The organism is Paraburkholderia sp. RAU2J (assembly GCF_003634845.1).
GTDB lineage: Bacteria > Pseudomonadota > Gammaproteobacteria > Burkholderiales > Burkholderiaceae > Paraburkholderia > Paraburkholderia fynbosensis.
Window position 1 is genome coordinate 2,004,154 of sequence record NZ_RBXG01000001.1, and the last position, 16,812, is coordinate 2,020,965.

The following is a 16,812-nucleotide window of genomic DNA, read 5'->3' on the forward strand; positions in this document are numbered from 1 at the left end:
GCGGTCAATTTCCGGCGGCGAGCATGGGCTTGCCGTCTTCATCGCGGGCCTGCCGGCAAGGCTGTTTTCACCACGTTCACATTCCCTTAACAGAGGACGCTCCTTGGACACGCTGCTACATTTCGTCAACCTTGTGTTGCACATCGACAAGTTCCTCGGAGACTTCATCCATGTGTACGGCGCCTGGGTCTATGCGGTGCTGTTCCTGATCGTGTTCAGCGAAACCGGCCTCGTCATTCTGCCGTTCTTGCCGGGCGATTCGTTGTTGTTCATCGGCGGCGCATTCTGTGCGACGGGCCAGTTGAACCTCGGTCTGCTGATCGTGCTGCTGTTCCTCGCCGCGATCGCCGGCAATACCGTCAACTACATGATCGGACGGGCCATCGGGCCGCGGGTGTTCGATTCGCATATTCCTTTTCTCGAACGCTTCCTCGACCGCAGCGCGCTGCAGAAGACGCATAACTTCTATGAAAAGCATGGCGGCAAGACCATCGTGCTCGCGCGTTTCATTCCCGTTGTGCGAACCTTCGCGCCGTTCGTGGCCGGCGCTTCGTCGATGACCGTGAGCCGGTTCCAGTTGTTCAACGTCCTCGGCGCGCTGCTATGGGTGTTGCTGCTCGTGCTGCTCGGTTATTTCTTCGGCAATATTCCGTTCATCCGTCAGTATCTGAACGTGATCGTGCTGGTGGGTATCGGCGCGGCCATCGTGCCGGTTCTGCTCGGCGCGTTGTGGAAGATGATGCGCAAGGGTGGGGCCAAGGCCAATAGCCGCTGACGCGTCATTGCAGATGCGTGCGTAGGCAGATGAACAAAAGGCGTCGCGAATCTCGCGACGCCTTTTTCATTTTGCGATGCTTTGAATCGCCGGCGATGCGGTGCGACCTTCTCTCTCAACCGGCCGCGGTTCCCGTCGCGCCCGGGCCGACCGCGCGCGGCGCCAGCGGTGTTTCCGGTGTCGGGTAGCCGGCTTCCTTGAAGGTCTGGACGATCGCGCGATTCGTGTCGAAATAGACCTGCCAATAGTGATCATTGGCCGTGTAGGGGCGCACGCACAGCAAGGGTCCTTCCGGCGTGAAACTCAGCACTTCGATGTCGGGCGCGGGGCTCTCGGCGACATTCGGAATCTGCACGATGGCCGCCCTCAGCCGGTTCATCGCGTCAGTGGGGTCGACGCCGTTGGCGATCTTCGCGGTCAGCTCGACACGCCGTACCGGCAACACACTGAAGTTCGAGATCGTGTCCGAGAAGACCTTGTTGTTGCCGACGATGGTGGTCACGTTGTCCGGCGTCACGATGGTGGTGCCGAACAGGCCCAGCTCCGAGACCGTGCCGGTGACGCCCCCCGCGGTGACGAAGTCGCCGACCTTGAACGGCCGCAATACCTGCATGAAGACGCCGGCCGCGAAGTGCGCAAGCAGGCCGCCCCAGGCGGTGCCGATCGCGAGGCCGAGACCGGCGAGCAACGCGGCGAACGAAGTCGTCTGGACACCGAATATCTGCAGGATCGCGAGGATCAGCAGCAGGTTCAGCAAGCCGCCGAGAATCGAGCCGAGATAGTGAGCGAGAGTGGGATCGACCCGGCCATTGCGCGCGAGCACCTTGCGCAGCAAGCCGATGATCAGACCGATGATCCAGCGGCCGACGATCCACAGAACAATCGCGCCGAGAACCTTGGTACCGAGGTCGATGCCTCGGGTCATGATGAACACGCGTACGGTATCGAGATCCAAGATGTCCCTCGTGGGATAAGTTGCCTTCGACTGATTGAACAACGGTGGCGCAATACAGCGGCAATGCCCGACGGCGGACGCAAACGGCAACGCGCGGTCTTCGGGAGTTATAGGCGACGGCGCGCGCATGTGCAAGGACCGTTCCCGTCTTCCGAACGCGAAGCCTGGCGGGAGAGAGCGGGAGAACAGGCGGCCGCCTTAAAAGAGGCGACGGCTTGCTGTACGCGGGGCGCGTGAGCGCGTTTGCGCGATGCCTTTGGAGCAAGTTGGTGACGTCGATTAGCGGTCGGCGACGAGTCGCGCCGAGACGCGTATGCCTGGAGTGGGCTTACATGCGCAGATGCGATTGCGAATAGGGAGAGGTGTGGATGACGAGCGTTTTGTCGGTGGTGGTTATCGCGGCACGCTTGCGGCGCGTCACGTGATGCCACGCGAAAGCAATGACGATCGCGATCACGTAGGCGGCAGCGCGGAAGGAAAACGCGGCCGGCGTGCTGAACTGGCCGTAGCGGTTCTGCGCGTCGGCGAACACGAGAAAGGTCAGCGCCGCATCGAGCAGCAGCGCGGCCAGTGCCAGCGCGGCGAATACGTGCGCGCCATTGATTGCTGGACCGGGTGTAAGCCGGTTGTACACCTCACATGCGATCACGACGACCGCGAGTAAAGCGAGGTTCGAAACGAGATCGAACAGAAAATTGGCCATATCGATGCAATGAAAGCGCAGGGTTTCGCGGCATTGCCGAAGCGTCTGTCGACGCATGGCTCCAGTGTGTCTTGCCGGATCGGCGGCGATCATTGCATATCTTTCCATCTCGATAAATCACCGGGGTTCGATGTTATTGGTGGGAAGCGAAAGACCTGGAAAGACGCTGATTTTTGGTGTGAAACGTTGGTTTGAATCGTAGAAATGTGTCAATCGGATGGTGAGGAATGCAATAGAGCCGAATGGAGTGCGTCGAGCTTCGTTGGTCCTTTAACCAGCGAGAAAGGAGGGCATGTTTCGGCACTCAGCTTTGAACGCAGATGACCGCGGTTAAATCGTTTGTATGCGATTGCGATGTAAGCGTTGTCGCCGTCGACGGAGCCATGCCCGCGTCCCTTAGCTGGGCCAATCAGAAGCGGTACGAAACGCCGATCTGCAACGTGGGATACCAGCGATAGGGAGACGCTTTCTCTTGCAGTTGTTGAAGCCCCGTCGCGATGATCTGCTGGCTCAGCGCGGGGCCGGCAGCCTCGGCAAGGGCGGGCGACAGCGTGTATGAAGAGCGCGGGATGCCATAAGCGACGCCCAGATCGACGACGAGGCCGAACCCTTTTCTGCCGGGGTGCAGGCCGTAGCCAATACCCAGATATGGCATCACGGGCGGGTGCCTGGCGGTGGCGGTCGCATACTCGCCCGGAAAGGCGGGCGAGGTTTGACCTTTGAACGTGTAGGTGCCGTTAGTAGGAACGGAATCGCCGCTGACTTCATTGCCCGTAAAGCGAACGCCGGCCGTGAGGCGAAAGCCGCTATTCGCCCACGGGAAGAAGTCACCGTAGATGCCGCCCTGACGCAGACGCACGTAGTCCTCGTAGCGATTCCCGCCCACGGTAAAGTCATGCGAGAACTTGAATGCATTGAAGTCCGCATGCACGCCGAACCATGACGTGAGACTCAGTGCCGCGCCGGCACCGATGCCAAGCGTGCCTCCCTGCACGAATATTTCCTGTGCGTGCGAGGTCTCGATCGAGAATGCCAAGCCAATTACCGAGATTACTCTTATCGTTTTCACGGGCATCCCTAGGCGGTCGGGCAGCAGGGATCATTGCCCTTGACGCCCCGGTCTCATGGTCTTCATGGTCTATTCCGGAGCGCTCTACAGGCGCCGCCAAGCGATCATGCATGCGCAGACCTTGAGTGGTCTGTGGGGAGTCGAACTATTTGGGGGAATGAACGAGGAAGGCGCTAGAGCCGCGAGCTAAAGCGTGAGGCAAAAAGAAAAGGGCCTACATGCGAATGCATGTAAGCCCTCGAATCTTTTGGTAGGCCGTACGGGATTCGAACCTGTGACCAACGGATTAAAAGTCCGCTGCTCTACCAGCTGAGCTAACGACCCAAAAGAGAAGCGAAATTATATCGATAGCCTTGGTGGGCTGTCAACCCAGTGTGGCTAATCAAGCTATCGACACTTCAGTTAGTAGAAGGCTGGGTATCGCTACCCGGCCTTCGAGCGAGAGGCGCGCGTGGCTATGACATCGGACACTGCGCGTGACTGCCAACTACCCGACATCGACTACGACTACTTGATCTGCGACAGCTTGCTCTGAGCCGACTGCGCAACGTCCGAGCCCGCGTATTGCGCGACGATCTGCTCCAGCGTCTTCTTGGCCGCGGCCTTCTGACCTTGCTCGATCTGATTGTTCGCAATTGCCAGCAACGCTTCCGGCGCACGCGGATGCTGCGGATACTTGGCCACCACACCTTGCCAAACGGCCGTCGAACCCTTGTAGTCGCGCAATGCATACAGCGCGTTGCCGAGCCAGTACTGCGCGGTCGGCTGATAAGGGCTGTTCGGATACTTGGAGATGAAGCTGCGGAACGACGCCGCGGCGTTCTTGAAATCGCCGCTGCGGAACTGCTGCGAAGCCGCATTGAACGACTCGGTTTCGCCCGGCTGCACCTCGCCCTGGACGCCGTCCACCGTCTGTTGCTGCGGCTCGAATTTCTTCAGGCGCGTGTCCAGATCGGTGTAGTAGTCCTTCTGCTGCTTCTGCAGCGTGGTGAGCTGATTCGCCATGTCCTCGTTCTGCCCGCGCAGCGTCGCGACCTGCTGGTTCAGCTGGTCGAGACGGTTGGACTGATCGAGGATCGTGCGTTGTGCGGCCGACAGCTGGCTCGACAAACTATCGGTCTTCGAGCGCAGATCGAGGATGGCCTGGCGGGCCTGATCGTCGTCGAAGATGCCCGCATGCGCGGGCACGGCCGCGAAGGCCGTGCCCGCGACGCAGGCCGCTGCGGCAAACCGCAGCCAGGAGAAACGATGCGTCATTCGGCTCATCACCCGTTGACTTACTGTTGATACACGAGGTCTGCGCGGCGGTTCTGTGCCCACGACGCTTCGTCATGACCCGTAGCTTGCGGCTTTTCCTTGCCGAGGCTCACGGCTTCCATTTGCGAGTCCGTCACGCCCATCAGCGACAGCGAACGACGCACGGCTTCAGCACGCTTCTGGCCGAGCGCCAGATTGTATTCGCTGGTGCCGCGTTCGTCGGTGTTGCCCTGGATCAGAACGTGGCGTTGCGGGTGGCTCTTCAGGTATTGCGCGTGTTGTTGCAGCAGCGGCTGGTAGTCGTCCTTGACCGAGTAGCTGTCGAAGTCGAAATAGATGCTGCGCTTGGCGAGCGGGCTGTTCGGATCGTTGAGCGGGTCGACGTTGACCTGTGCGACATCGTTCGGGTTCGGCTGGGTCGACACTGCACCGCCCTTGCCGGCGTTTTCGTCGAGCTTGACGCCCGAGTGACATGCGGCCAGCGCGCCGACCATCAGAACAGCAAATACATAGCGAAGTTTGGACATCATTTTGGTTACTCTCCTTGTGTTATTGCATCAAACGTTATTGCATAAACGGGCCCCAGGACGGCTCGCGTACGCTGCCCCCCTGAACGGACAGGACCTGCCGAGTGCGACCGTCGGTCGATACTGCGGCCAACACGCCACGGCCGTTCACCTGTGTGGCGTAAAGAATGTACTGACCGTTCGCCGCGAAGCTCGGCGATTCGTCATGTGTCGTGTCCGTCAGGCCCGTGGCCGTTCCGCCTTGCAGGTCCTGGATATAGAGCTTGAACCCGCCGCCGACGCGCGAGATGTAAGCGAGCTGTTTGCCGTCCGGGCTCACGCGCGGGCTGGTGTTGTAGCTGCCCGTGAAGGTGACGCGCTGCGCGGAGCCGGCGCGTTCGCCTTGCGCCGACATCTTGTAGATTTGCGGTGCGCCGCCACGGTCGCTGGTGAAATAGATCGACTGGCCATCAGGAGAGAAGGTCGGCTCGGTGTCGATCGAGCTGCCTTGCGTGAGACGACGCAGACCGCTGCCGTCCGCGTTGACGGCGAAAATCTGCGTGTTGCCGGTGCGCGAGAGCGCGACGGCAAGCGTGCGTCCGTCCGGCGACCACGCCGGCGCACTGTTGTTGCCCTTCTGATCCGACACGACCACGCGACGGCCCGTGGGCAGGTCGTGGATGTAGACGATCGGCTTCTTCTTTTCGAACGAGACGTAGGCGACCTTGGTGCCGTCAGGCGACCACGCGGGCGAAATGATCGGCTCGGGGCTCGACAGAGCGATGTGCGCGTCCTGGCCGTCCGAATCGGAGATCTGCAACTGGTAGCGGCCACCCGTCTTGATGACGTACGACAGGCGCGTGGCGAACACGCCTCGGCCGCCCATCAGCTTCGCGTAGATATAGTCTGCGACCTTGTGCGCGCTCATGCGCAAGCCGCTTTCCGGACTCACCAGCACGAGGCCGCCGAGGCTTTCGCCCTTGACCGTGTCGTACAGCTTGAAACGCACTTCGTACTGACCGTTCGGCAGGCGGTTCACGCTGCCCGCCACGAACGCGTTGGCGCCCTTGGCTTTCCACGCGCCGAGGTCGACGGAATCCGATTCCGACACCGGCGTGGAGCCCGCGTCGATGTTGGTGAATTTGCCGCTGCGTTGCAGATCCTGACGCACGATCGTGCTGACCTGCTGCGGCGAGTTCGCCTCATTGGCGAAATTCGCCGTGGCGATCGGAAACTGGGTGGAGCCGACGCCCGTCACGAGGACGTTGAGTTGTGCGTTGGCGGCGCCGCCAACGGCGATCAGGCACGATGCTACGAGTGTCCGCAGGCCTAGCTTGGTCATCAAACTCATGCTGTATGGATTCCCCAAAAACGGTTTTACTACACTTCACGACAGCAGACAGACCGGAAAACGCCTAATTCGTTCCCGAGCGCGCCCCGTGAGCGGGCGCAGCGTCTGCCGTCGACTGACTGTCAAATTGCTGCCATCAACTAGCCGGACGCAGCGTAATCAAAAAGCTTTCCGGCGTCTTGCCATTGGTGTCCAGCGGCATCGGATCGGTGCGATGGACCGCCCGCAATGCAGCGGCGTCCCACGCGGCGTTGCCGCTGCTGCGAGAGATCGTTGCGCTCAGCAAAGTGCCGGTCGGCGAACAGCGCACCGAGATCACGGTTTCCAGACCTTCCGTTTCGCCGCCCCACGAGACATTCGGCAGCACTGCGCGACGCACCTTGTCCGCGTAACCCGGCGATGCCGCCGTGCCACCCGAGCCACTGCCCGTGCCGCTCTTGCCGAGCCCATTGCTGGACGAGCTCGTTCCGCCAACCGCACCCTGCATCTGCGCGAGGCGCGCGCGCCGTTCGGCATCGAGCTTCTTCGCTTGCGCTGCAGCGTCGGCTTGCGCCTTGGCCTTCGCGGCTTTCTGCGCGTCGGCTTTCTTCTGCGCTTCAGCTTCGGCCTGCTTCTGCTGCTCCTGCTGCTGTTCTTTCAACTGCTGCTGCTTTTGCTGTTCGGCCAGTTGCTGCTGCTTCTGCTTCTCGGCCTGCTGTTGTTGCTGCTGCTGTTTCAGTTTGGCTGCCGCGGCCTTCTGCGCGGCCTGGTCGGCCGCCAGTTGCTGCTGCCGCTTCTCCTCGGCTTCCTGCTGCGCCTGCAGCTTCTGCTGACGCTGCTGCTCGGCCAGTTGCGCCTCGCGCGCCGCTTCCTGCTGCTGACGCTTCTTTTCCTGTAGCGCGATGTCGGCCTGCTCGTCGCGCACCGGCGGCGCAGGGGCGACCGGTACGGGCGGCGGCGGGACGGGACGCGGGATCGCCGTGTCCGGCACCTCGGTCCACAACTCGGCCTCCGCGCCCTCGGGCGTACTGTTTTGCCACTGGATGCCGTGATACAGGAAGAACCCGAGCAGCGCATGCATCACCAGTGCGAACGCAAAGGCTCGCCCGGTGCCGCGTTCACGCGGTGGCTGGAGCGGGTATTCGGAGTTCTTGCGGATCATTGCGATTTGACGAGCAATCCAACACGCTTGACGCCGCGGGCTTTCAGCGCGGACATCACGTTCATCACGGCTTCGTACTTCACGGTTTTGTCGGCGGCGATCACGACGGGCTGGTCAGGATGCGATGGCGCCCGGTCGGCGATAAAGGCGTTCAGGTCGGCTTTCGACATGTTTTCCTGCTGCTGCGCGCCGGAATCGTCTTTGTACTTGACGCTCATGTTGCCGTCCGCGCGAATGTTGACGATGACGGGCGGGGTTTGCTGCTGCGGCGCGGCGCCCCCGACGGTCGGCAGATTGACGATCGACGGAGCGACGAGCGGCGCGGTGACCATGAAGATCACGAGCAGTACGAGCATCACGTCGATGTACGGCACGACGTTGATGTCGGCCATCGCGCGGCGCGAACGGGAGCCGCGCATGCTGGAGGAGCGGGAGCCTGCCATCGTGGCCTCCTTACTGTGCCTGGCGCTGCAGGATGTTCGAGAACTCTTCGATGAAGGTCTCGAAGCGGATCGCCAGACGGTCGATGTCGTGCGCGTAGCGGTTGTACGCGACCACCGCCGGAATGGCGGCGAACAGGCCGATCGCGGTGGCGGTCAACGCTTCGGCGATGCCCGGCGCGACGTTCGCAAGCGTAGCCTGCTGGACGTTGGCGAGCCCGCGGAACGCGTTCATGATCCCCCACACCGTGCCGAACAGACCGATATAAGGGCTGACCGAGCCGACCGACGCGAGAAACGCGAGATTGGCTTCGAGCACGTCCATTTCACGTTGGAACGCGGCCCGCATTGCACGCCGTGCGCCATCGAGAATCGCGCCCGGATCGTTCAGGCGCTTTTCCTTGCCCTTCAGAAACTCGCGCATGCCGGACTCGAAAATCCGTTCGAGCGCGCCGATCGTATGGCGGTTGTTCGCGGCGCTCTGATACAGCGCCTGCAGGTCGCCGCCTGACCAGAAATCGCGTTCGAAGCGTTCAGTTTGCGCGCGCGCACGGCGGATCGCAAACCACTTGCGGAAGATGAAAGTCCAGGATAGCAGCGACAGCAACAGCAGCAGGGCCATCACGGCCTGAGCCAGCAGACTCGCGTTGAGTACTAAAGAAATGATCGACAGATCTTGTGTAGTGTTCATAAAGGTTTGTTTTAGCGTCCCGGGAAGGGGGCGTCCAGCTGCAAGGCCGCTCGATGCTTGCCGTAGGCAAAACGGAAGCTTCGGCGGTATTGCAAGCCGAACCATGCTTGGTGTTGCTTGATCGGTATGAGTTCACTGGCCCCGAATCAACGGGATTCAGGCGTTGTCCGTTGACAAGCCGGCATCGCCCATGCCGGGCCCGCGCCGCAAAGCGGCCAGAACCGGAGGAGGAATCGCGGCCGGCCGCAGCGCAACGCGGTCGACGCAGCCGACCCGGATCGAACCGGTAGCAAGCAGCGTGCCTTCACGCCACGCTTCCTGGGCGAAGTCTACCGAAGCCCTGCCGAGACGCTCGATCCGGCTGACGATTTTGACCACGTCGTCAAGCCGGGCGGGGGCCCGATAGTCCAGCGCGGTGCTGCGCACGATAAAAATTGCGCCTGTTTCATCCGCGAGCCGGCTCTGGTCGACGCCGCACGCGCGCAGCCACTCGGTGCGCGCCCGTTCGAAAAATTTCAGGTAGTTGGCGTAGAACACGATGCCGCCGGCATCGGTATCTTCGTAGTACACGCGGATGGACCACGTGTAGCCGATTTCCGCGCCAGGCTGGCTGGTCGATATATTCATGCGGCGCATTTTACCGGAACGCACACCGCGTGGTCTGTTTCAAAGTGTGCGCCCCGTCTGGCGGGCTTCAGCCGCGATGAATCGACAAGCCGGCGAACGATTGCGCCACCGGCATGAGTTCGATCGTGTTGACGTTGACGTGGGCCGGACGGGTGGCGATCCAGTAGATCGAATCCGCGATGTCTTCGGCCGTCAGCGGCTGGACGTTTTCGTACACTTTGTCCGCTTTTTCATCGTCGCCGCGATAACGCACGTTCGAGAATTCGGTGCCGCCGCACAGGCCCGGCTCGATATCAGTGACGCGCAGCGCGGTGCCGGCCAGATCGGCGCGCAGGTTCAGGCTGAACTGGCGCACGAACGCCTTGGTCGCGCCGTACACGTTGCCGCCCGCGTAAGGCCAGCGGCCCGCCACCGAGCCCAGATTGAAGATGTGCCCGCGATTGCGTTCGATCATGCCGGGCAGCAGCGCATGCGTGACCTGCACGAGGCCCGTGCAGTTAGTCTCGATCATGGTGTTCCATTCGTCGAGACTGGCCTTTTGCGCTGGTTCGACACCGAGTGCGAGGCCGGCGTTATTGACCAGCACGTCGATCGCGGCGAACTCGGCCGGCAGCGCGGCGGGCGCCGCTTCGACGGCGGCGCGGTCGCGCACGTCGAGCTCGTACGGCAGCAGCGCGTCGCCGAGTTCGTCGGCGAGCGCTTGCAGACGGTCTTTGCGGCGCGCGGTCGCGACGACGCGATGGCCGCCTTTAACGAAGGCCCGGGCGATAGCGGCGCCGAATCCCGCGGACGCTCCGGTGACGAACACGATCATTGCAGTTCCCTGGTCGGTAAGAGAGAAAGGCCCCAAGCCTACTTCCAATGCGGCGCCGCGGCAAGGATGAACCAACCGCATGAGGGGCTGTGGCAGGGGCGCGCAGCGGGTTCCCGGTGCGCTCACGGATGTCGTTTGCGCACTGCAGGAGGCGCCGCGGCGGCCCGGCCCGCTGGCCCGCGCGACCGCGCCCGGAAGCCGGTTGCCTATTCGATCCTCTTCCAATAAACTAACGCGCTCGACCCTGCGTAACTGGCGATAGAACCGATTCAACCAATCGGGTTCAAGGTGGAACAACCCACCGTGAAGCGCAGGGTGCCGTTTTGCCGTTCGCCTGGGCAGCCGTGATCCGCGCGCGTTTATCTGCGCTGACGGTGGCTGTCCTGCCTCGCGTGTGCGGCGACTCTCCGTTCGCCACGTCAGGGCTGGCCCAGCCGCCAGCAGCGCTGCGTACCCTCTACGCAAGATTCGGCGCATGATCCGGTCAACCTGAACACACTCAACGGAATCCGTATGTTTGACAGAGCCCAAAGCACCATCGCCAACGTCGATCCTGAACTCTGGAAGGTCATTGAGCAGGAAAACCGCCGCCAGGAAGAGCACATCGAACTGATCGCGTCGGAAAACTACACGAGCCCGGCTGTGATGGCTGCGCAAGGCTCGCAACTCACCAACAAGTACGCCGAAGGGTATCCGGGCAAGCGCTACTACGGCGGCTGCGAATACGTCGACATCGCCGAGCAGCTCGCGATCGACCGTGTGAAGCAGCTGTTCGGCGCCGATGCGGCCAACGTGCAACCGAACTCCGGCTCGCAGGCGAACCAGGGCGTGTTCTTCGCGATGCTCAAGCCGGGCGACACGATCATGGGCATGAGCCTCGCGCATGGCGGCCACCTGACCCACGGTTCGCCGGTCAACATGTCGGGCAAGTGGTTCAACGTGGTGAGCTACGGCCTGAACGAAGCCGAAGACATCGACTACGACGCCGCGGAAAAGCTCGCTCAGGAACACAAGCCGAAGTTGATCGTCGCGGGCGCGTCCGCTTTTGCGCTGCGCATCGATTTCGAACGTCTGTCGAAGATCGCCAAGTCGGTCGGCGCGTACTTCATGGTCGACATGGCGCACTACGCCGGTCTGATCGCCGCGGGCGTCTACCCGAACCCGGTGCCGCACGCGGACTTCGTCACCACGACCACGCATAAGAGCCTGCGCGGCCCACGCGGCGGCGTGATCCTGATGAAGGCCGAGTTCGAGAAGCAGATCAACTCGGCAATCTTCCCGGGCATCCAGGGTGGTCCGCTGATGCACGTGATCGCCGGCAAGGCCGTCGCGTTCAAGGAAGCGCTGTCGCCGGAATTCAAGGCGTACCAGCAGCAGGTCGTCGAAAACGCGCGCGTGCTGGCTGAAACGCTGGTCAAGCGTGGTCTGCGCATCGTGTCGGGCCGCACCGAAAGCCACGTGATGCTGGTCGACCTGCGCGCGAAGAAGATCACCGGCAAGGCAGCGGAAGCGGCCCTCGGCGCGGCGCACATCACCGTCAACAAGAACGCGATTCCGAACGATCCGGAAAAGCCGTTCGTGACGAGCGGCGTGCGTCTCGGCTCGCCGGCCATGACCACGCGTGGCTTCGGCGTCAAGGAAGCCGAGCTGGTGGGTAACCTGATTGCCGACGTGCTGGACAATCCGGAAGACGCCGCCACGATCGAGCGCGTGCGCGGCCAGGTCGCCGAGTTGACGCAGCGTTTCCCGGTCTACAAGTAAGCCGTCATGCATTGCCCCTTCTGCCGCCACGCCGATACGCAGGTTGTCGATTCGCGCGTATCCGAAGACGGCGCGACGATTCGCCGGCGCCGCCGCTGCCCGGCCTGCGACAAACGTTTCACGACGTATGAGCGGGTCGAGCTGGCGTTGCCGTCGGTCGTCAAGAAGGATGGCAGCCGCACTGAATTCGACCGCCGCAAGATCGTCGCGAGCATGCAACTGGCGCTGCGCAAGCGCCCGGTGGCGGCGGACGCGATCGACGCGGCGGTCGCCCGCATCGAGTATCAATTGCTCGGCAGCGGCGAGCGCGAGGTGCGCAGCGAGCGCCTCGGCGAACTCGTCATGAACGAGTTGCGTGCGCTCGACACCATTGCCTACGTTCGTTTCGCCTCCGTGTACCGGCGCTTCGAAGACGTCTCCGAATTCGAAGACGTGATCGAAGAATTTCGCCGCGCCTCTTCTCCGCCCAAGCCTGCGCGTAAGCGCTGACTGCCGTCGCGCCGCGCGTTGTTCCTGCGTAGCCGTGGTCCCACGCGTTAATTCGCGCATCAGTCTCTCCCGCTCCGTAATGGTTCGTCGCGTGCATTTTCGTGCGGGATAGCGTCCGAATACCACCTGGCCATCCGGCCGATTGTTGAGCCGGTTGCGAATCGCTAGATTGGCTGCATTCTTCCAAACGATCAGGGATGCAGATGAAAAACGATGCGCTTTGCTGGCCGTCGCGCGGCGGCTTCACGCTTGTCGAGACGCTGGCCGTGGTCGCGCTGCTGGCGGTGATCGCGGTCATGGCCACGCCGTCGTTCGTCGCGTGGCACGTGCGCGATCAGGTCGACGCACGTGCGAGGGCGCTTGTGTCGACGCTCGCCTACGCGCGCAGCGAAGCGTTGCGCCGCGGCGCACGCGTCACCGTGTGCCGCATCGATGCGGCGCGAGCTTGCCTTGCCACGGGACAGCCTTGTGGCGACGGCATCGCCGACTGGTCGTGCGGCTGGGCTGTACTGGCGGAGCGTGGCGGCACGCTTTCGTTGCTGCGCGCACAACCGCTGCTTGCTGCGGTGAGTATTAGCGGCGTGCAGACGAATCTCACGTTCACGCCGCCGGCGGGCCAACTGATCGGTGCGTTCCGCAGTTTCGATATCGCGCCGCGCACACCTACCAAGGCGACGCAAGGCGATAAGTGGCGCCGCTGCATCCGCATTGCGGCGGGCGGTCGCGCGCGGCTCGCCGAGGGTGCCTGCGGAGCGGCGTCATGATGCGCCGTTCGCCAACCCACAGCTCGCGCCGCTGCGCAGCGACGTGCCGGGGCAGTTCCTTGATCGAGGTCATGCTGGCCGTCGCGTTGATCGCTGTAACAGCGCTAGGCTTGATCGCCGGTCAACTATGGACCGCACGGGAAGCGCGCGCGATGTCGATGCGCGAACACGCGGCGTGGATCGCTGATTCCGTCGCCGAGGCGGCGTGCACAACTTCGACAACGGATGCTGCAACCCGGCAATGGAGCGCACGGGCAAACGTCCTTCTGCCACATGGCGAAGCGTCGGTGGGCGAGAGCGCGGGCGTGTCGGCAGCGCTTGTGACGTGGGCGGCCGTGCGCGATATGCCGCGCACCGATGACGTGATCGACAAGCCGGAGTCCTGTGGCGGCGCGGATGTTCCCGCCGGCTCGTCATGCGTCGCGTTGGCGTTTGCGAAATGATGCGGCGCTGGCATTCAGCTTCCGGTCACACGTTGCTCGAGTTTGTGATCGCCATGGCGTTGGGGCTCGTGGTGACGGCGGGCGCCGTGTCGCTCTATACGACGCAGCGCAGCGCGTTCGAGCACGCGAGCAACGCGATGCGAATTCGCGAAGCCGGTTTGACCGCGCTGACGCTGATCGGCCAGCAACTGCAAATGGCCGGCTTCGTGCCTGCGGATGTTCTGCATTACGACGGTCCGCCGGCGTTATTCGGATGTTCGGGTGGACGCCCGACGGGCGCGGAAGACAGCATTGCGTGCACAAAACTGTCCGGCGGATCGGATGGCGTCGCGCTCCGCTATGTAGGGGATAGCGTGTCCACGTGGCCATCGACGAGCGGGCAGGCAACTGACTGCCTTGGACAAGCCGTGACAGGCAATACCGCGATGCTCGCCGAGCAGGGCGCGCTGGTGGTCAATCGGTACTTTGCCAACGTCAGCCCGTCGAGCGGCGAGCCGGAGCTTTACTGCGAAGGCAATGGCAACCCGGGGTCCGCGCAGCCGCTGGTCGAGGGCGTCGAGCGAGTGCGGATCAAATACTGGCTGCCCGGCGCTCCTGACGCGCTGGACGCTTCAGTGGTTCAGGCTGATCAATGGGCGGCTATCGTGGCCGTCGACCTTTGCGTGCTGGTACGCGGTACGCCAGAGGGGCAGCGCTCACGCTACGTCGATTGCGACGGGGTCAGCACGCTCGGTGCCGACCAGCGGCCGCGACAAGCTTTTTCGCGACGCGTGGCGCTACGCGATCAAGCGGAGGCTTCACTGTGATTGAGCGACCCGCAACGGTGGCGCTGCGCCGCACGCATGGGAAGCACGAGCAGCGTAAGAATGAGCCGCAACCCGTACGCTTGGTTCGACTTAGCCTCGGTAGTCATGTTTCGCTTATGCGTCACAGCGGCGTCGTTCTGCCAATCGTGCTGCTGATTTCAGCCATGATGCTGGCGACCTCGGCGGCCTGGTTCGAAACATCGCTCGCCGCTGCTCGCGCAACCACCAACGTGCGTGACTATTTGCAGGCTTTCCACGCTGCGGACTCGGCGCTGAACCTGTGCGCCCGAAGCGTCATTGCTGCCGGTGCCGACGCCCCCGCAGCGCCGCAAGCCGCGTATGGCGAGCCGGCGCAATGGAAACTCGAAAGCGCATTCGAAGCCGGCGCCGTCACGCCGGTCGCGCAATGGCCAGGCTCGTTGCGCGCGCCGCAATGTCTGATCGAGGCGTGGCGTCTCTCCACCCGCGCTGAAGCTCGCGCGTATTTACTGACCTCGCGCGGTTTCGGCCGGACGAGCGAGTCGCAGGTATGGCTTCAGATGGAACTGGTGATCGACGGCGAGACGATCGAGCGTCATTGGCGACGTGTCGCTGCAAGACCATTTTGACGGGAGACGCATGAGGAGAACGTACACATCCGCATTCACGTTGCTCGAACTGATGATCGCGCTGGCGATAGCCGCCACGCTGGCCGCGTTTGCCGTGCCTTCGTATCGCAATCATGTGGCGCGAACCCATCGTATCGATGCGGCGTCCGCGTTGTATCGGGCAGCGCAATTCGTCGAGGGCGCGGCAAGCGACGGCGTGTCGACGCTGCCGCCGGGTTTGGACCAGGCGCCGCAATTCGGTACGCCCATTTATCGCTTGCATGTGTTGCCGGCGGACGATGCAAACGGCGGCTATGCAATCGAGGCAGCGCCGGAACAATCGGGGCCGATGGCCGATGATCCGTGTGGCACGTTTGCGCTTGATGCGACGGGCCAGCGAAGCAATAGAAGTGTTGCTGGCGGGGCGACCCCGGCAAGCAGCGAATGCTGGAATACGACTTAGAGTAATGACGACTCAGCGGGGACTTCGCAACTCGGCAACTGAGCGCCCAGCCACGAGCCCACTTCGTCGCAACAACTTAATACCCGCTATCCGTCGACTCGGCCTTAGCGCCGGCAGACGAGCCGGAATCGCGTTTCATCTGCTGCCAGATCCGATACGCTTCCCAAGCCGCGAGCCCCAGGCTGCCCCATTTGAGAGCGGGTTTTGCACCAGCGACGACGGTCGCGCGCAGTGGTTTGGCGATCAGCATCGAAATGACCGAGCTGATGAACGGATACTGCTTGAGCAACGCGCCGATGGTGCCTGCATTGACGAAGTGTGCCTTCGACCCACTGCCGGTCCGCATGCCGCCAAAGCCCGGCAGGATGAATCTCAGCCAGCTGAAGTGCGTGACCGCCTGCCGCAAATCGAGGGTCGCCTGAGCGAGTTCCATGCGCTCGACATCCGCACGCACCAGCAGCAATTCCTTGCGCAGCGCGCGCAAGTGCGGCGCGCTCAGCTCTTTGGCGTGGTGGCGCGTGTTACGAAATGCGGTATCGGAATGGCTCATGGCGTGTCGGCGGCAGTGTGGGTGGGACAGTCAACGGCGCAACTAGGCGACGAGGCTAACGACGAGACTAAACGGCACTACATGTTTGCTTGAGATTCTCAATGAAGGCGCGGGACGTTGAAGCTCGCCCGTCACGCCTTGCATGTCACGGCTTGCGGAACACCTCGCGGTCTTTCTCGAACTCGGCGATGGTCGCTTCGAACACCAGCGGCGCATTGCGCAAACCGCTGCGCGCTTTAAGGGCACAGGCGAGGCCGGCAATCGCGTAGACCGCCGTGATGCCGGCGAGCGCCTGCCATCGGTAGGTGTCCCAGAATGCGATGGCAATCAACGCGGTCAGGGCGATCAGCGCCATGGTGGCCAGCATCATCGCCGCGAGGCCGAGAAACAGCACGCCGAGCAGGCGGTCTTTTTCTTCGGCGAGTTCGATGCCGACCAGTTCAAGCCGCGTCTGCAGAATTGCAAATACGGAACCGATAATGCGGCGCAACGGACTATGTTCTCCGCGCTGCGATTGGGTGTCGATCGTCATGGCTGTGGGCGTTGCGCGTGAAGGCGCGTGAGAAGGATGCGCGCCAAGAGAAGCGGACCGGCCAGGCGTGCGCCGGTCAGCTCGAATA

At 62.7% G+C, this 16,812-nt stretch carries 21 protein-coding genes, 1 tRNA gene and 1 riboswitch; of the genes, 8 read left to right on the top strand and 14 right to left on the bottom strand.

Annotated elements, in window-relative coordinates:
• Nucleotides 1-103 precede the first annotated feature (103 nt).
• Nucleotides 104-775 (top strand): VTT domain-containing protein, encoded by a 672-nt coding sequence (locus B0G69_RS09220; protein WP_121316599.1) that lies wholly within the window; start codon nucleotides 104-106, stop codon nucleotides 773-775.
• 115 nt (nucleotides 776-890) lie between these two features.
• Here B0G69_RS09220 and B0G69_RS09225 read toward each other — a convergent pair whose 3' ends face one another.
• The 12 genes from B0G69_RS09225 to ydfG form a co-directional block, all read right to left on the bottom strand.
• Entirely contained in the window at nucleotides 891-1,730 is an 840-nt protein-coding gene (locus tag B0G69_RS09225; protein ID WP_121316600.1) for a mechanosensitive ion channel family protein, read from the bottom strand.
• Nucleotides 1,731-2,058: 328 nt separating this feature from the next.
• A complete protein-coding gene (locus B0G69_RS09230; protein ID WP_121319256.1) occupies nucleotides 2,059-2,433 on the bottom strand; it encodes a hypothetical protein in 375 nt (124 codons plus the stop codon).
• A gap of 409 nt (nucleotides 2,434-2,842) precedes the next feature.
• Entirely contained in the window at nucleotides 2,843-3,508 is a 666-nt protein-coding gene (locus tag B0G69_RS09235; RefSeq protein ID WP_121316601.1) for a TonB-dependent receptor, read from the bottom strand.
• Nucleotides 3,509-3,750: 242 nt separating this feature from the next.
• Nucleotides 3,751-3,826, bottom strand: a tRNA-Lys gene (locus B0G69_RS09240).
• Between the two features lie 183 nt (nucleotides 3,827-4,009).
• The gene (gene ybgF / locus B0G69_RS09245) at nucleotides 4,010-4,759 is read right to left on the bottom strand and encodes a tol-pal system protein YbgF (protein ID WP_121316602.1); all 750 of its coding nucleotides are present in this window, start codon (nucleotides 4,757-4,759) and stop codon (nucleotides 4,010-4,012) included.
• A gap of 20 nt (nucleotides 4,760-4,779) precedes the next feature.
• Nucleotides 4,780-5,289 carry a peptidoglycan-associated lipoprotein Pal gene (gene pal, locus B0G69_RS09250; protein WP_121316603.1) on the bottom strand — a complete coding sequence of 170 codons (510 nt, stop codon included), beginning with the start codon at nucleotides 5,287-5,289 and terminating at the stop codon, nucleotides 4,780-4,782.
• Between the two features lie 34 nt (nucleotides 5,290-5,323).
• On the bottom strand, nucleotides 5,324-6,616 hold the full coding sequence (gene tolB / locus B0G69_RS09255) for a Tol-Pal system beta propeller repeat protein TolB (RefSeq protein WP_121316604.1): 1,293 nt from the start codon (nucleotides 6,614-6,616) through the stop codon (nucleotides 5,324-5,326).
• Between the two features lie 136 nt (nucleotides 6,617-6,752).
• A complete protein-coding gene (gene tolA / locus B0G69_RS09260) occupies nucleotides 6,753-7,757 on the bottom strand; it encodes a cell envelope integrity protein TolA (RefSeq protein WP_121316605.1) in 1,005 nt (334 codons plus the stop codon).
• A complete protein-coding gene (tolR, locus tag B0G69_RS09265) occupies nucleotides 7,754-8,200 on the bottom strand; it encodes a protein TolR (protein ID WP_121316606.1) in 447 nt (148 codons plus the stop codon). Before tolR ends, tolA begins: the two co-directional genes overlap by 4 nt.
• A gap of 10 nt (nucleotides 8,201-8,210) precedes the next feature.
• Nucleotides 8,211-8,888, bottom strand: a complete 678-nt coding sequence (gene tolQ, locus B0G69_RS09270; protein ID WP_121316607.1) for a protein TolQ — start codon at nucleotides 8,886-8,888, stop codon at nucleotides 8,211-8,213.
• A gap of 156 nt (nucleotides 8,889-9,044) precedes the next feature.
• Nucleotides 9,045-9,524 (bottom strand): tol-pal system-associated acyl-CoA thioesterase, encoded by a 480-nt coding sequence (gene ybgC, locus B0G69_RS09275; protein WP_121316608.1) that lies wholly within the window; start codon nucleotides 9,522-9,524, stop codon nucleotides 9,045-9,047.
• Nucleotides 9,525-9,582: 58 nt separating this feature from the next.
• A complete protein-coding gene (gene ydfG / locus B0G69_RS09280) occupies nucleotides 9,583-10,329 on the bottom strand; it encodes a bifunctional NADP-dependent 3-hydroxy acid dehydrogenase/3-hydroxypropionate dehydrogenase YdfG (protein WP_121316609.1) in 747 nt (248 codons plus the stop codon).
• A 238-nt stretch (nucleotides 10,330-10,567) separates the two neighbouring features.
• A riboswitch (ZMP/ZTP riboswitch) is annotated at nucleotides 10,568-10,676 on the top strand.
• 166 nt (nucleotides 10,677-10,842) lie between these two features.
• Between ydfG and glyA the strand changes: the two genes are divergently transcribed.
• The 7 genes from glyA to B0G69_RS09320 all read left to right on the top strand — a co-directional run bounded on the left by glyA (nucleotide 10,843) and on the right by B0G69_RS09320 (nucleotide 15,642).
• Entirely contained in the window at nucleotides 10,843-12,090 is a 1,248-nt protein-coding gene (glyA, locus tag B0G69_RS09290; RefSeq protein ID WP_121316610.1) for a serine hydroxymethyltransferase, read from the top strand.
• Between the two features lie 6 nt (nucleotides 12,091-12,096).
• The gene (gene nrdR / locus B0G69_RS09295) at nucleotides 12,097-12,579 is read left to right on the top strand and encodes a transcriptional regulator NrdR (protein ID WP_042328342.1); all 483 of its coding nucleotides are present in this window, start codon (nucleotides 12,097-12,099) and stop codon (nucleotides 12,577-12,579) included.
• Nucleotides 12,580-12,782: 203 nt separating this feature from the next.
• Nucleotides 12,783-13,343 carry a GspH/FimT family pseudopilin gene (locus B0G69_RS09300; protein WP_121319258.1) on the top strand — a complete coding sequence of 187 codons (561 nt, stop codon included), beginning with the start codon at nucleotides 12,783-12,785 and terminating at the stop codon, nucleotides 13,341-13,343.
• A complete protein-coding gene (locus tag B0G69_RS09305) occupies nucleotides 13,343-13,786 on the top strand; it encodes a hypothetical protein (RefSeq protein WP_121319260.1) in 444 nt (147 codons plus the stop codon). The genes B0G69_RS09300 and B0G69_RS09305 overlap by 1 nt, the downstream gene beginning before the upstream one ends.
• Nucleotides 13,786-14,592: a PilW family protein gene (locus B0G69_RS09310; protein WP_121319262.1), complete on the top strand. Its 807-nt coding sequence runs from the start codon at nucleotides 13,786-13,788 to the stop codon at nucleotides 14,590-14,592. Before B0G69_RS09305 ends, B0G69_RS09310 begins: the two co-directional genes overlap by 1 nt.
• 116 nt (nucleotides 14,593-14,708) lie before the next feature.
• Entirely contained in the window at nucleotides 14,709-15,200 is a 492-nt protein-coding gene (locus B0G69_RS09315; protein WP_121316611.1) for a pilus assembly protein, read from the top strand.
• Between the two features lie 10 nt (nucleotides 15,201-15,210).
• Nucleotides 15,211-15,642 (top strand): type IV pilin protein, encoded by a 432-nt coding sequence (locus B0G69_RS09320; RefSeq protein ID WP_121316612.1) that lies wholly within the window; start codon nucleotides 15,211-15,213, stop codon nucleotides 15,640-15,642.
• Between the two features lie 76 nt (nucleotides 15,643-15,718).
• On the opposite strand, the gene B0G69_RS09325 is transcribed toward B0G69_RS09320, so the two are convergent.
• Together B0G69_RS09325 and B0G69_RS09330 are read right to left on the bottom strand one after the other, a co-directional pair.
• On the bottom strand, nucleotides 15,719-16,192 hold the full coding sequence (locus tag B0G69_RS09325) for a DUF3318 domain-containing protein (protein ID WP_121316613.1): 474 nt from the start codon (nucleotides 16,190-16,192) through the stop codon (nucleotides 15,719-15,721).
• A gap of 145 nt (nucleotides 16,193-16,337) precedes the next feature.
• A complete protein-coding gene (locus tag B0G69_RS09330; RefSeq protein ID WP_121316614.1) occupies nucleotides 16,338-16,724 on the bottom strand; it encodes a phage holin family protein in 387 nt (128 codons plus the stop codon).
• Between the last annotated feature and the right edge of the window lie 88 nt (nucleotides 16,725-16,812).

Excerpts from the sequence above, each read along its gene's own strand:
- B0G69_RS09325 (WP_121316613.1), bottom strand. The coding sequence starts at position 16,192 with ATGAGCCATTCCGATACCGCATTTCGTAACACGCGCCACCACGCCAAA.
- ybgC (WP_121316608.1), bottom strand. The coding sequence starts at position 9,524 with ATGCGCCGCATGAATATATCGACCAGCCAGCCTGGCGCGGAAATCGGC.
- B0G69_RS09315 (WP_121316611.1), top strand. The coding sequence starts at position 14,709 with ATGCGTCACAGCGGCGTCGTTCTGCCAATCGTGCTGCTGATTTCAGCC.
- tolA (WP_121316605.1), bottom strand. The coding sequence starts at position 7,757 with ATGATCCGCAAGAACTCCGAATACCCGCTCCAGCCACCGCGTGAACGC.
- tolR (WP_121316606.1), bottom strand. The coding sequence starts at position 8,200 with ATGGCAGGCTCCCGCTCCTCCAGCATGCGCGGCTCCCGTTCGCGCCGC.
- nrdR (WP_042328342.1), top strand. The coding sequence starts at position 12,097 with ATGCATTGCCCCTTCTGCCGCCACGCCGATACGCAGGTTGTCGATTCG.
- B0G69_RS09305 (WP_121319260.1), top strand. The coding sequence starts at position 13,343 with ATGCGCCGTTCGCCAACCCACAGCTCGCGCCGCTGCGCAGCGACGTGC.
- pal (WP_121316603.1), bottom strand. The coding sequence starts at position 5,289 with ATGATGTCCAAACTTCGCTATGTATTTGCTGTTCTGATGGTCGGCGCG.
- glyA (WP_121316610.1), top strand. The coding sequence starts at position 10,843 with ATGTTTGACAGAGCCCAAAGCACCATCGCCAACGTCGATCCTGAACTC.
- B0G69_RS09320 (WP_121316612.1), top strand. The coding sequence starts at position 15,211 with ATGAGGAGAACGTACACATCCGCATTCACGTTGCTCGAACTGATGATC.
- B0G69_RS09330 (WP_121316614.1), bottom strand. The coding sequence starts at position 16,724 with ATGACGATCGACACCCAATCGCAGCGCGGAGAACATAGTCCGTTGCGC.
- tolB (WP_121316604.1), bottom strand. The coding sequence starts at position 6,616 with ATGAGTTTGATGACCAAGCTAGGCCTGCGGACACTCGTAGCATCGTGC.
- B0G69_RS09300 (WP_121319258.1), top strand. The coding sequence starts at position 12,783 with ATGAAAAACGATGCGCTTTGCTGGCCGTCGCGCGGCGGCTTCACGCTT.
- ydfG (WP_121316609.1), bottom strand. The coding sequence starts at position 10,329 with ATGATCGTGTTCGTCACCGGAGCGTCCGCGGGATTCGGCGCCGCTATC.
- ybgF (WP_121316602.1), bottom strand. The coding sequence starts at position 4,759 with ATGACGCATCGTTTCTCCTGGCTGCGGTTTGCCGCAGCGGCCTGCGTC.
- B0G69_RS09235 (WP_121316601.1), bottom strand. The coding sequence starts at position 3,508 with ATGCCCGTGAAAACGATAAGAGTAATCTCGGTAATTGGCTTGGCATTC.
- B0G69_RS09310 (WP_121319262.1), top strand. The coding sequence starts at position 13,786 with ATGCGGCGCTGGCATTCAGCTTCCGGTCACACGTTGCTCGAGTTTGTG.
- tolQ (WP_121316607.1), bottom strand. The coding sequence starts at position 8,888 with ATGAACACTACACAAGATCTGTCGATCATTTCTTTAGTACTCAACGCG.
- B0G69_RS09230 (WP_121319256.1), bottom strand. The coding sequence starts at position 2,433 with ATGGCCAATTTTCTGTTCGATCTCGTTTCGAACCTCGCTTTACTCGCG.